Here is a 12,619-nt window from a genome sequence, read left to right as displayed (position 1 = left end):
TAAAGCTTGCAGTATCTGGCGTGGGCTAGGAGCAGTGAGCGTGATATAACCAACAGTGCTAGGGAAAATATAATTAAGAGTGGGTGTGCTTTAAGCCACTGGGCTAATTATTTTTATGAAAAAATTTTGGAGAGAATTAATTGATACGACCGAGTGGATACGCACCACAGACCACTGGACCGGGTCATTAAGAGTGGGTGTGCTTTACGTAACTAGGCTAATTATTTTTATGTAAAAATTTTGGAGAGAATTGGTACGACCGAGTGGATTCGAACCACCGACCCCTACCATGTCAAGGTAGTGCTCTAACCAACTGAGCTACGGTCGTACAATAAAGAAATATCCAATAAATCGTGGTACAACCGAGTGGATTCGAACCACCGACCCCTACCATGTCAAGGTAGTGCTCTAACCAACTGAGCTACGGTTGTATTTTGATTTTAGCGGTTGTTTAATTGGCTAAACAACGGTGGCTAATATATAGCGACTGGTTACTTGAATCAAGCTGCTTTAGCTATTTTTGTGTTAAGTGCTGTTTTTTTATTCATAATGGACTAATTTCACACTGCTTATAAAAGTTTTGCCACCAAGTAACGTGTTGTTTTGCTGAAAATTTAAGCTGTGTAAGAATGTTGCCTTCATGGCTGCTATCAACATAATGACCTAACGTTGGGTCTTGCCATATTTTTTCGTACAAAGGTAGCAGTGACTCGAGTTTACCTGTTAAGAATGATTGATAGGGTTGTAACTGCTCTAAATAAAACTTTTTAAAAATATTACTGAGCTTTTGTGCTTTCTGTTTATTTTTGTTAGCAGGGCAGAGTGCGTCTATTTCATATTGCTGCAATAACGTTGTGAGTTGCTCATTATAATGAATTTGTGTTCTTACGGCAGACACTAATAAGGTGTTGTATTTAAACTTATTTAATACTTCTAACGCGTTTATAAGCGACGCTGTATCAATTTTACTAATGTCACCGGTTTTAATTTGTTCGTTTAACATCGCGAACATGCTCATAGCGTGCTCGGTTTCTGTGAAGCCTGCCGTGTGTTCATCTAAGTTAGATGACGTAAGTTGCCAAATAACTTTGAATTCTCTTTCGTTCGTTATCATTGCTTCAAAATACTGCGGGAGCGTTTGTTGTTTTTGCTCAGAAGCTTGGGCAATTTTTGTATACAGCGGATTGTCAGGCGATAGGGTATCTAAGCACTTTTCAGCGGCTTGAATAAATTCAATTTGATAGCTAAGCACACCCGCAGCAGTGGCTGTTTTACCTAATTGATTATTATGCTCTGCAATTAACGTTGCGAGTTCACATTGACGTAACTGCGCAAGTTCTAACATGCCAATGGTGTGAACGCTGCCTGAAACGATATCAAAATGAACGGGCTCAATGCGCGCGGGTTTAGTGAGTTCAAATTCTTTAAATGCTAGAACATTATTGAGCCTTTCGGCATATGTTTTGTTTATATCACTGGCTGAGGGTGAGCAACCAAATAGCACAAGGCTCACAGCACACACTGTGAGCTTAAATAAAGACTTAGTTTTGCTGAAAAGGTGCATAGTTAAATCGCCTATGAACTGTGTACATCAACATGATGGCCGCAGCACTGAGGCCAACGATAATACCTATCCAAAACCCATGAGGCCCCATCGCTGGCACAATTAAATCTGTACGAGCAAGTACGAATCCAAGTGCAAAACCGATCAACCAATACGACACGAAGGTAATATAACCAATTGGGGCGGTATACTTTAAACCACGTAAAATTCCATTGGCAGAAACTTGTAATGCATCAGGTAATTGGTAAATACAGGCAAGTACCATGATTGATGAGGCAAGCGCTAAAACCTCAAGATTATCTGAGTACAGTTGGCTAATAATATCTCGCGCAAAGAAAGTCACACTCGCCAATAAAAAGGCAATAATAGCGGCTAAAATATAGCTTGTACTCACCGCACTTCTTAATTGTTTGAAATGCTGTTGTCCAAACAAATTACCAATACGAATACTAATAGCTATAGATAAACTCAACGGCATCATGAAAAGTAAAGTGGTTACACTTGCCGCTATTTGATGGCCTGCGACAGCAACAGCACCTAAATGTGCAATAAACAGTGGAATACAGGCAAACAGTGTCACTTCGAAAAATGTGGCCAGTGAAATAGGAATGCCGACTTTAGTGATTGTCCACATAGTGGCAGGCTGTGGTAACGAGAAATTCGCTAATAACGCCTTTGCATTAATTTTTTTATCAAAATGGCAGTATATCATTTGTGTGATAGCCATCGCCGTAAAAACTAACGCCGTTGCAATACCACAGCCTGCACCGCCATACGCATTAAAACCTAAATGACCGTGTATAAACACGTAGTTAGCAGGAATATTAACGGCTAAGCCGATTAAGCTTATGTAAAAAGCAGGTTTGGTCATGCCCATACCCTCAGTGATATTGCGATAAACACTAAAGAGTAAAAAGCCAAAAATGCCCCATTTTACAAAATGTATATACTGTTCAGCGAGCGTTGTAATCGCCGCTGTTGTATTTAAATGAGAGAGAATATTGTCAGCTAAAGTAGCAAGCCCTAAGCCAATGACACTAAGCACCAGCGCTAAATATAGACCTTGTTGAAAATAATGGCTTATGCCGTGTTTGTCATTTGAGCCCGAAAACTGCGCAATAATTCCCGTCAGTGCAAGCAGGATACCTTGAAGCGCTAACATTAAGGGGTTCCAAATACCTGTTGCGATTGATAAAGCAGCCAGATCCGTTGCACTCACTTGTCCTGCCATTACGGTATCAACAACCGTCATTAATATCAGTGTCACTTGCGCCAAAAATACAGGGATGGCTAAAGAAATTAACCGTTTGGCTTCCCAACTACAAAAAGACATAAAATACACAACTAAAAAAACAGGTTGTCATTGTAATCTATTCAAAGATCAATAAAAATCGCAGATATGTATTTTGCGAATAAAAGAAGACGCCAAGATGTTTACTGGAATTATACAAACTCAAGCCATTGTCGAACACACAAAGCTCGAGGGTGGGGTACTAAGGTTAACCTTAAAAGTCGCTAATGAGTATGCGCAAAAACTGACTATGGGTGCCAGCATTGCAATTAATGGCTGTTGTTTGACTGTTGTTGAATTTAAAGCACTTCAGGACAGTGATTTTACACTTATTTATTTTGATGTGATTGATGAGACATTAAAGTTGACTAACCTTGGTCAATTGCAAAACGGACATTGGGCCAACTTTGAGCGCTCCGTAACGGTAGGCACTGAGCTTGGGGGGCATATTGTATCGGGCCATATTCACTGTATGGCAAACATAACGTCTATTATACATGAACAAAATAACTGCAAAATGCATCTTGCAATCGATCCAAAGTGGCAAAAATATGTTTTGTATAAAGGGTTTGTCAGTGTAAATGGTGCAAGTTTAACCGTGGGTGAGGTTGATGAGCGTGGTTTTTGGTTACACCTCATACCTGAAACTCTCGCGATTACTAATTTAGATAAACAACGCGAAGGCAATCTACTCAATATTGAGGTTGACCAACAAACTTACACAATTATAAACACGGTTGAAAACTATTTGGCACGACAAGCAAATTAAAAAATTTGCTCGTCGTCACTGTCAACATGTAATTCTAATTTGTTGTGTGCGTAGTCAATGTGCATGTTTAAATGAATAGGGTTACAGCATGCGCTACATTCTTCGTAATAATCTTGGTCGCCTTCGCTGGCATCTAATGCCACGAATATATGATGTCCACAATGAGGGCAGGATATACGTTGAGAAAAGTTGTCTTTCATCAGCTTTTACCTTAATCAGGCATGCCTGAATTCGTTAAATTGCAATCTTATAAAATCGTAATCTAATGGTGATGAACGCAAATTTAATAAGATTGATATAACTTACACACTAACCGCTAAACAAGCGGCTAGCACCTGTATATAAACGTGTTCTATTTACACTATAGTCCTGTTCTTGCGTTTATGACATTCGTTTTACAGCAATTTAAAGTTTATTTAAGCAGCAAATCAATTTGTTGTTTAGCTTCAGTCAGATAGTGTCCGGCAAAAATATTAGCGTGATTTAAAATAGGGTATAGCTGATAGATCAATTTACGCTGTTCATAGCCATTTTGCAGGGGGTATTGTTGATTGTATGCAGTATAAAAAGCATCAGGAAGCGGTGCGAAAAGTTCGCTCATAGCGATATCGCATTCCCGGTCACCATAATAGCAAGCAGGGTCATACAGACTAGGAACCGCTTGTATAAAGCCCATATTTCGTCGCCAAAAGTCGCCATGCAGTAATGAAGGTTCGACATTATGGCCGTGCAAGGTGTCTTTAATAAAAGCGATAAACATATCTTGATCAACGAGTTCAATGCCTTTCTCTTGTAAGAGTTGAAGTTGCCAACCAATCCGTTCTTCTGCAAAAAAAACATCCCATTTTTTGTGCCATCGGTTTGGCTGGACTGTGGGGCCTAAAAAGTTGTCGTGATCAAAACCAAACATGGCTTGCGTATGCTTTTGATGAAGTGTGGCTAAATGTTCGCCCATCGTATGCCAATTTGAGTGAGGAAGTTTGTCCAGTTCTAACCACTCTAAAACGATGAATGAAAATTCAATATTGCACCCTGTGGCAATGCAGTCGGGGATCATAAATAAGCTTTCTTGCGTTAAAAGCTTTAAATTAAAGGATTCGCACTCTAATCTTTCTAAATCACTTAAGTGAGCCACCTTGACAAAAAATCGGTGATTTTCATCGCGCAGTTCAAAGTATTTATCGCTGTTGGGCGATTGCAGTTGGCGTTTAAAGGTATGCTTAAAATCAAAGTGCATAGCTTGGCTTATCTGTTCATTCACTGAATTCCACATAATATCGCTCACCTTTTAACCATGTAGTTAAACTATGGCAAAAAGTCGGTGAATTAACAATCTCATAGCGTTAATATTATTAAATATTTGGCTGTGTGCGTGAGGATTTAAATGAATAAAAGTCTTGTTACTAATTTAGTGGCTTTGGCCTTCGTGTTAGTTGGATTTTTGTTTGATCAGGCAATTGTATTATCTGTGGGATTATTTGCTTTGTCTGGCGCTGTAACAAACTGGTTAGCGATACATATGCTGTTTGAAAAAGTGCCTTTCTTGTATGGTTCAGGTGTCATTACGCTAAAGTTTGAGTCGTTTAAAGCATCCATCAGGCAGTTAGTCATGACGGAATTTTTCGCGGCAGAGAAAATAGATCAAGTGATGGCTCTTGCGAAACCTCAAATAGAATTAGAGCCTGTCATTGCTGAAGTAAACCTAAGCCCAGCCTATGACTCATTAATCGAAGTTATTGAGCAATCGCAATTTGGCAGTATGTTAGGAATGTTTGGTGGACGTGATGCCTTAGAGCCAATGCGTGAGCCGTTCATAAATAAAATGAAACAGGCCGTCATTGATATTTCTCACAGTGACGAATTTAAAACAATACTCGATGAAAAGCTGTTTGCAAACTCGCACATTGGTGGCTCGTTACATAACACGGTAGAAAGGTTAGTGGATGAGCGTTTAAACGAACTAACTCCCGTCATGGTAAAAGATATCATTCAAACAATGATTAAAGAACATTTAGGCTGGCTGGTTATTTGGGGTGGCGTGTTTGGTGGTGTATTTGGCTTAATTGCTGCGCTTTTATAAAAAGTGTGTAGCAGACCTATACAAGGTCTGCTACATCAAATCTGTCATTATTTAGAACCCGAAATGACGTAGACGGTGTTATCACTGACTTTAGCGATATCTTGAATACTTGTTTTTGTTTGTTGCTCTAAATTTAAGTAGCTTGCTGATTTATTAAAGCCATAGGTGCTGGCAAACTGTGCCGTAGACATATCATTGCACTGTAACTTGTCTGAGATGACGCGTTTGTTTAAGCGTAAATCACGCATTGTTTGAGCAAGGTTTATGGGTTTATTTGACACAATAGCCATACATGCTTGTGTCCCAGCAGAATTATCTGCAGCTACAAACTGTGCGGCGTTTGCATCTGTTGCTGCCATTGAAGAACCGACAATAAGTGCTGTACCAAATGCTAATGTTAATGTATTCATCTTTCTCTCCAGTTGTTTGTCCATGTGACATGAAAGTCGTGCAACCTCGCGTGGGATACTTCACAATTCCTATTTGCTAGGCACCATTAAAGTATTACCCTAAATTTGATTGATTGCTGTTAATGAAAACGGACAAGATGTAAGCAAGTATGTAGATGTGTACCCCAATATATAACCGTTTGATTAGACATATTTTAAAGTATGAATTTTGACACAAATAACGAGAAAATAATTTCATTTTAGAGCAAACTGAGCAGGTTTAGAGAGCGTATTTTCTATTTGTTTTACGGTATTGCTACATTTACGTTTTAACTCTAATTTAAATGTTCACTATTAGACACTGAATAAAGTGTAAGGAGTTTAAGTGACCACAAAATTATCAGGCTATTATCAACAAGCCTATGCCTCACATTCTAAGCATTTTAATCAATGCTTTTATTGTGGTTGTGAGGCAACTGAGCGCGACTATTGCCCCCCTCTTCATATGATGCAAAGTATTATTGATTTAGGTGAAGACGCTGAATTTATTTCAATACCAGCGTGTTATGAATGTTTTGCGCTACTTCATAATGAGCGAGTGCTAACGATTGATGGCCGATTCACCAAAGTAAAAAAGAAAATAGCCAATAAATATGCCAAAGCGCTGCGAGTATTTCACATGTGGCACGAAAATGAGCTTGATGATATGAGTGATGAATTTGTTCATAGCATTAAAGCGGGAATGAAATTGGGCGAAGAAGCTGCACAGCGGCTTGATTTTCAGGGCTACAGTTATGCGACTGAAGATGCCCGCGTTACTATTCGCGAAAAACGCACTGAATTTGATGTGCAAGGAATAGTCTTTTACGACTTTAAAGAGGCGCTAAATTACTGTATCAACGAGCTTAGCGTCGATAAAAGTGACTTTTATAAATTAGTCGTTGAAGATTATAACGGCGATTTTAATCGTGCCTTGAGTCAATATCGCCACCGTCATGAAAAAGTAACGGCAGCCACTGATGCCAATACTTTAATCAAAAGCTTTGCTAAACAACATAAACAAAACTCTGATTTCGTAACCCGTACCGTGACGCATTTTATTAATAAAGATCCTAGCCTCACGACCGAAGGTGCATTAGAGAAGCTCTATACGAATTACATTAAAAAATAAGTAACGGAAGAAATAACGTAATTCGTCTTACTTAAACGTCACTTACCTCGTTTGTTAGCATTGCTATTAACATTTGATTAAAGTTATATAATAAAAAAAAGGAGAAACAACAAAATGCATAAATTTGCACCATCCTTGATGGTTATTTCACTTGGTATCGCGCTTGCGGGTTGCCAAGATAATGGCCCACAAGATCCAAAAGTAACCATTGATAAAAACCCATACCCAAGTACTTATAAGCCACTGGCATCAACAAGTACTCTTATTACCAATGCAACGGTACTAACAGGCACCGGTGAGCGTTTAGACGAGGCTGATGTTTATTTTGTTGATGGTAAAGTACAACAAGTAGGCAAGGACTTATCTGTACAAGCAGATAACACCATTGATGCACAAGGCAAATGGGTCACGCCCGGTATCATCGATGTGCATTCGCATTTAGGCGCATACCCAACACCGTCTGTGGCATCGCATCAAGATGGTAACGAAATGACAAGCCCAGTGACTGCTGAAGTATGGGTTGAACACTCTATTTGGCCGCAAGACCCTGGTTTTAACCGTGCTCGTGAAGGCGGCATTACGTCATTACAAATTTTACCAGGCTCAGCAAATTTAATTGGTGGCCGTGGTGTTACTTTAAAAAATGTTCCTTCACATACAATGCAAGGTATGAAATTCCCTGATGCACCCTATGGTTTAAAAATGGCTTGTGGTGAAAATCCAAAACGTGTTTATGGAAGTAAAGGGGTATTACCTTCAACACGTATGGGTAATATGGCGGGCTACAGAACAGCATGGATTGATGCAACGGAATATAAGCGTCAGTGGGAAAAATATGACAGCGATTACGCGGCAGGTAAAAATCCTGAAATTCCTCACCGTGATATTAAGCTAGACACACTAGCGGGTGTCCTTGATGGCGATATTCTTATTCATAACCATTGCTATAAAGCAGAAGAAATGGCGATGATGATCGACCTAGGCAAAGAATTTGGTTATCACTCAGGCACTTTCCACCACGGTATTGAAGCGTACAAGATTGCCGATTTACTCGCTGAAAACGGCAACTGTGCAGCACTGTGGCCAGATTGGTGGGGCTTTAAAATGGAAGCCTATGACATGGTTCAAGAAAACGTGGCTATTGTCGATGCGGTTAAAAACTCATGCGCGATTGTCCATTCAGATTCTGATACAACTATTCAACGCTTAAACCAAGAAGCAGGTAAAGTGATGTACCGTGCAAACGATGTTGGTTTTAATATTTCAGAACAACACGCTATTAAGTGGATCACAGCAAACGCTGCTAAATCACTGGGTATCGATGATAAAACAGGTTCACTTGAATCGGGTAAACAAGCCGATGTTGTTATCTGGAATCAAAACCCTTTTAGTGTGTACGCAAAAGCTGAGCAAGTATTTATTGATGGTGCCAAGGTATACGATCGTCATGATGAAAAATATCAAGCACAAAGCGATTTCATGCTTGGTCAACAGTAGGAGTAACATTGATGACAAAATTAACTAAAACATTTTCGCTCTCTTTAGTTGCTGCTGGTTTATTTTCGTCGGTAGCGAGCGCACAATCGATTGCAATTATTAATGCAACCATTCACACATCAACAGAACAAGGTGTATTAGAAGGTGCTAGTGTCGTTATTGACGAGGGAAAAATTGTTGCAATTAATCCAGAATCAATAAATGCAGACACCACTGTTGATGCTCAAGGTCAAATCGTGACCGCAGGGTTTATCGGTACGATGAACCAACTTGGCTTAGTTGAAGTAGGGGCTGTTGCGGGTTCTCGTGACGGCGGTGATGATAAAGCGAGTATTGATTTCGATCCTAGTCTTGCTTTTAACCCACGCAGTAGCTTAATTCCTTATGCTCGAAAAGGCGGGATTACTCAAGACGTAATCGTACCAAATGGTGGTGAAAGTATTTTTGCAGGTCTTGCCTCTGTTGTTGATTTATCGGGTTCTTTCGATAGTGTAAATCAAAAACAAGTTGCCCTTGTGGTTCATTTAGGTGAAAAGCGTAAAGGCTCACGTGCAATGTCGATGAAAACACTGATCGACAAGCTTGAAGGGCACAAGTCAGCTAAAAAAGATGATAAAAAAGACCCCACCACAGAGCAAAAGATCCTTGATAAAGTACTCTCAGGTGAAATGCCACTGATTGCCAGTGTACAACGCGCGTCAGATATCTATGAATTAGTGAAATTAAAAGACACGTTTGGAATTAATTTAGTAATTCATGGTGGTGATGATGCCGTTGTTGTTGCGGATACTTTAGCAAAAGCTAATGTGCCGGTGATTATCAGTTCTATGGCAAACTTACCGGGTAGCTTTGATTCAATGCATGCTAACTTAGCCAATGCAGGCAAACTCGAAAAGGCCGGTGTTAAAGTGATTATTGGTGTTGCAGGGGACTCGAGTCACAATGTTTACCAGTTACGTTTTGATGCGGGTAACGCTGTGTCGTATGGTATGACACAACAAGGTGCATTGAATGCGGTGACCAGTAATATTGCGGATGTTTTTGGCTTGAACTCAGGAGCAATAGCAACAGGCAAACGTGCGAACTTAGTAATGTGGTCTAATGATCCATTTGAATTGAAATCACACGTAAGTAAAATGTGGATCAATGGTGAAGAGGTTTCAACTGAAGCGCGTCAAGATAAATTGCGCGAACGTTACACAACCGAATCAGCGATGCCAAGAGCGTACACAAAGTAATTTTAATAAGAAAGGCCGCCTATGCGGCCTTTTATACCAATTAGCTTAATTAACTGGTCTTTTTTTCACGCAATAAAACCCCGTTTATACCAAGGCAAAAATGTCGTTAGCTAGTTGTTCTCGGCAATTGCTCCTGCATTGCTCTATCTCCTGCATCCATGCTGTCGTAAATTAGACATTTTTAACGCAGGTAGCGGCAGGTTTAATCACTCAAAATAATTAAGTCGTATTGCGGATTGGTATTATCGCATTCATAAAAAAAGCGCTCAATGAGCGCTTTTTTAACAGATTTCAATAACAATTAAACTAATTTAGCTAAAATGTCATTGAATGTTGTGCTTGGACGCATTGCTTTAAATGCCGCATCGTCATTTGGTTGGTAATAACCACCTACATTCATTGCTGGACCTTGTGCATCGTTCAACTCAGTAACGATTTGCTCTTTTTGTGATTCAAGGTCAGAAGCGATTTGCGTGAACTGTGCTTTTAACTCAGCGTCATCGTTTTGAGCAGCAAGTTCTTGAGCCCAGAATAATGCTAAGAAGAAGTGAGAACCACGGTTATCAATCTCTTTCACTTTACGTGAAGGTGATTTGTTTTCAGCAAGGAAAGTACCTGTTGCTTTATCTAGCGTATCAGCAAGTACTTGTGCTTTCTTATTACCAGTATTAACGCTTAAGTGCTCTAAAGAAGCCGCAAGTGCTAAAAACTCACCCAGAGAATCCCAACGTAAGTGGTTTTCTTTTTCGAATTGCTGTACATGCTTAGGAGCAGAACCACCCGCACCCGTTTCGAATAAACCACCACCATTCATAAGTGGTACGATTGACAGCATTTTAGCGCTTGTACCTAGCTCAAGAATAGGGAATAAGTCAGTTAGGTAATCACGCAGTACGTTACCTGTTACAGAAATCGTATCTTTACCTTCTTTAATACGCTCAAGTGAGAACTTAGTCGCTTCAAGGGGTGCTAAAATACGGATATCTAAACCATCAGTATCGTGATGTGGTAAATACGCATTTACTTTTTTGATTAGCTCGGCATCGTGCGCACGATTTTCATCTAACCAGAATACCGCGGGTGTATTTGTTGCGCGAGCACGATTAACAGCAAGTTTAACCCAATCTTGAATTGGTGCATCTTTTACCTGACACATACGCCAGATGTCACCTTGCTCAACAGCGTGCTCAAGTAATGTTGTGCCGTTTGTATCTACCACGCGAACAGTACCTGCTGCTGATACTTCAAACGTTTTATCGTGTGAGCCGTATTCTTCCGCTTTTTGTGCCATAAGGCCTACGTTAGGTACGCTACCCATGGTTGTAGGATCGAATGCACCATTTTCTTTACAGAAATCAATAGTTGCTTGGTATACACCAGAATAACAACGATCTGGAATGACAAAACTTGTGTCTTGTAATTTACCTTCGCTGTTCCACATTTGACCGCTTGAACGGATTGCAGCAGGCATTGATGCATCAATGATCACATCGCTTGGTACGTGAAGATTAGTAATACCACGGTCTGAGTCAACCATCGCGATAGCAGGGTTGTTGTCATAAACAGCTTGGATATCGGCTTCGATTTCAGCTTTTTTAGCAGCATCTAGTTTTTCGATTTTAGCAAATACGTCACCAAAACCGTTATTCACATCAACATCTAACTCTTTGAAAAGGTCAGCGTGTTTGGTAAATACATCTTTAAAGAATACTTTTACTGCATGACCAAAGATGATTGGGTCAGATACCTTCATCATCGTTGCTTTCATGTGTAGTGAGAACAATACACCTTTTTCTTTAGCAGTCTGAATTTCTTTCGCTAAGAAATCTTGTAATTTTGCAACGCTTAGACGAGATGCGTCAATCACTTCGCCTGCTAGAAGCGGTGTGCTTGCTTTAAGTACTGTAACGTCGCCATTTTCTGCAACGTGCTCAATACGCACATCAGTCGCTTCTGCAACAGTCACTGATTGCTCAGAACCAAAGAAATCACCTTCTTCCATACTTGCAACATACGACTCAGAATCTTTGCTCCAAGCACCCATTGAATGTGGGTTATTACGAGCATACTCTTTTACAGAGCTAGGTGCACGACGGTCAGAGTTACCTTCACGAAGTACAGGGTTTACAGCACTGCCTTTGATTTTGTCGTAAGTCGCTTTAATTTTTTGCTCTTCATCAGTTTTTGGCTCTGATGGGTAGTCAGGTAGTGCGTAACCTTTTTCTTGTAGCTCTTTGATTACAGCGCGTAGCTGTGGAACCGACGCACTGATATTAGGAAGCTTGATAATATTTGCTTCAGGCGTTTTAGCCATTTGGCCTAGTTCAGCAAGTGCATCATCAATACGTTGCTCTTCTGTAAGGTACTCAGGGAAGTTAGCAATTACACGACCTGCTAATGAAATGTCGCGTGTTTCAACTTCAACACCTGCCGCGTTAGTATACGCCTGGATGATTGGTAACAATGAATACGTTGCCAGTGCTGGCGCTTCATCTGTTTTAGTGTAGATAATTTTTGATGTCATCATCATTCCTAGATAGTTGGCGTAATGTTTGGCAGTTACTGCAAGCAGCCACCCTTAATTAGCCATATTCAACAATGCAATTATATTGCTATCAAA

At 40.1% G+C, this 12,619-nt stretch carries 11 protein-coding genes and 2 tRNA genes; 5 read left to right on the top strand and 8 right to left on the bottom strand.

All coding sequences use genetic code 11. From position 1 onward, the window contains the following. Positions 1–251: 251 nt before the first annotated feature. The 4 genes from GZH31_RS08900 to GZH31_RS08885 all read right to left on the bottom strand — a co-directional run bounded on the left by GZH31_RS08900 (position 252) and on the right by GZH31_RS08885 (position 2,897). Positions 252–328, bottom strand: a tRNA-Val gene (locus tag GZH31_RS08900). 26 nt (positions 329–354) lie between these two features. Further along, positions 355–431 (bottom strand) — tRNA-Val (locus tag GZH31_RS08895). Between the two features lie 113 nt (positions 432–544). Beyond that, positions 545–1,513: a DUF3080 family protein gene (locus GZH31_RS08890; RefSeq protein ID WP_180310866.1), complete on the bottom strand. Its 969-nt coding sequence runs from the start codon at positions 1,511–1,513 to the stop codon at positions 545–547. A gap of 28 nt (positions 1,514–1,541) precedes the next feature. Beyond that, a complete protein-coding gene (locus tag GZH31_RS08885) occupies positions 1,542–2,897 on the bottom strand; it encodes an MATE family efflux transporter (protein ID WP_180310865.1) in 1,356 nt (451 codons plus the stop codon). 97 nt (positions 2,898–2,994) lie between these two features. Between GZH31_RS08885 and GZH31_RS08880 the strand changes: the two genes are divergently transcribed. Next, on the top strand, positions 2,995–3,624 hold the full coding sequence (locus GZH31_RS08880) for a riboflavin synthase subunit alpha (protein ID WP_180310864.1): 630 nt from the start codon (positions 2,995–2,997) through the stop codon (positions 3,622–3,624). Here GZH31_RS08880 and GZH31_RS08875 read toward each other — a convergent pair. Both GZH31_RS08875 and GZH31_RS08870 read right to left on the bottom strand, forming a co-directional pair. Then, positions 3,621–3,824 carry a CPXCG motif-containing cysteine-rich protein gene (locus tag GZH31_RS08875; RefSeq protein ID WP_036968072.1) on the bottom strand — a complete coding sequence of 68 codons (204 nt, stop codon included), beginning with the start codon at positions 3,822–3,824 and terminating at the stop codon, positions 3,621–3,623. The genes GZH31_RS08880 and GZH31_RS08875 overlap by 4 nt on opposite strands. Positions 3,825–4,036: 212 nt before the next feature. Further along, positions 4,037–4,897, bottom strand: coding sequence for a fructosamine kinase family protein (locus GZH31_RS08870; RefSeq protein ID WP_065978462.1), 861 nt, complete (start codon positions 4,895–4,897; stop codon positions 4,037–4,039). A gap of 111 nt (positions 4,898–5,008) precedes the next feature. Here GZH31_RS08870 and GZH31_RS08865 point away from each other — a divergent pair, with 111 nt between their 5' ends. Beyond that, positions 5,009–5,704, top strand: a complete 696-nt coding sequence (locus GZH31_RS08865; protein WP_036968078.1) for a hypothetical protein — start codon at positions 5,009–5,011, stop codon at positions 5,702–5,704. Positions 5,705–5,751: 47 nt separating this feature from the next. Here the strand turns inward: GZH31_RS08865 and GZH31_RS08860 are convergent, their stop codons facing one another. Further along, positions 5,752–6,114 (bottom strand): DUF3718 domain-containing protein, encoded by a 363-nt coding sequence (locus tag GZH31_RS08860; protein WP_036968081.1) that lies wholly within the window; start codon positions 6,112–6,114, stop codon positions 5,752–5,754. 364 nt (positions 6,115–6,478) lie between these two features. On the opposite strand from GZH31_RS08860, the gene GZH31_RS08855 reads away from it, so the two are divergent. The 3 genes from GZH31_RS08855 to GZH31_RS08845 all read left to right on the top strand — a co-directional run bounded on the left by GZH31_RS08855 (position 6,479) and on the right by GZH31_RS08845 (position 9,999). Further along, positions 6,479–7,264 (top strand): hypothetical protein, encoded by a 786-nt coding sequence (locus GZH31_RS08855; protein WP_074989370.1) that lies wholly within the window; start codon positions 6,479–6,481, stop codon positions 7,262–7,264. 114 nt (positions 7,265–7,378) lie between these two features. Beyond that, positions 7,379–8,761 carry an amidohydrolase gene (locus GZH31_RS08850; protein ID WP_036968087.1) on the top strand — a complete coding sequence of 461 codons (1,383 nt, stop codon included), beginning with the start codon at positions 7,379–7,381 and terminating at the stop codon, positions 8,759–8,761. 11 nt (positions 8,762–8,772) lie between these two features. Further along, positions 8,773–9,999, top strand: a complete 1,227-nt coding sequence (locus GZH31_RS08845; RefSeq protein WP_036968090.1) for an amidohydrolase family protein — start codon at positions 8,773–8,775, stop codon at positions 9,997–9,999. 301 nt (positions 10,000–10,300) lie between these two features. Here the strand turns inward: GZH31_RS08845 and GZH31_RS08840 are convergent, their stop codons facing one another. Further along, positions 10,301–12,523 (bottom strand): NADP-dependent isocitrate dehydrogenase, encoded by a 2,223-nt coding sequence (locus GZH31_RS08840; RefSeq protein ID WP_180310863.1) that lies wholly within the window; start codon positions 12,521–12,523, stop codon positions 10,301–10,303. Positions 12,524–12,619 lie beyond the last annotated feature (96 nt).

The organism is Pseudoalteromonas sp. JSTW (assembly GCF_013423925.1).
In the GTDB taxonomy this organism is placed as follows: Bacteria; Pseudomonadota; Gammaproteobacteria; order Enterobacterales; family Alteromonadaceae; genus Pseudoalteromonas; species Pseudoalteromonas lipolytica.
Note: the sequence above shows the minus strand (reverse complement) of the source record. Positions and strands in the feature narration are given on the sequence as shown.

What these genes read in the sequence shown, in the direction of transcription:
- GZH31_RS08885 (WP_180310865.1), bottom strand. Translation starts at nt 2,897, where the DNA reads ATGTCTTTTTGTAGTTGGGAAGCCAAACGGTTAATTTCTTTAGCCATC.
- GZH31_RS08880 (WP_180310864.1), top strand. Translation starts at nt 2,995, where the DNA reads ATGTTTACTGGAATTATACAAACTCAAGCCATTGTCGAACACACAAAG.
- GZH31_RS08875 (WP_036968072.1), bottom strand. Translation starts at nt 3,824, where the DNA reads ATGAAAGACAACTTTTCTCAACGTATATCCTGCCCTCATTGTGGACAT.
- GZH31_RS08870 (WP_065978462.1), bottom strand. Translation starts at nt 4,897, where the DNA reads ATGTGGAATTCAGTGAATGAACAGATAAGCCAAGCTATGCACTTTGAT.
- GZH31_RS08865 (WP_036968078.1), top strand. Translation starts at nt 5,009, where the DNA reads ATGAATAAAAGTCTTGTTACTAATTTAGTGGCTTTGGCCTTCGTGTTA.
- GZH31_RS08860 (WP_036968081.1), bottom strand. Translation starts at nt 6,114, where the DNA reads ATGAATACATTAACATTAGCATTTGGTACAGCACTTATTGTCGGTTCT.
- GZH31_RS08850 (WP_036968087.1), top strand. Translation starts at nt 7,379, where the DNA reads ATGCATAAATTTGCACCATCCTTGATGGTTATTTCACTTGGTATCGCG.
- GZH31_RS08845 (WP_036968090.1), top strand. Translation starts at nt 8,773, where the DNA reads ATGACAAAATTAACTAAAACATTTTCGCTCTCTTTAGTTGCTGCTGGT.
- GZH31_RS08840 (WP_180310863.1), bottom strand. Translation starts at nt 12,523, where the DNA reads ATGACATCAAAAATTATCTACACTAAAACAGATGAAGCGCCAGCACTG.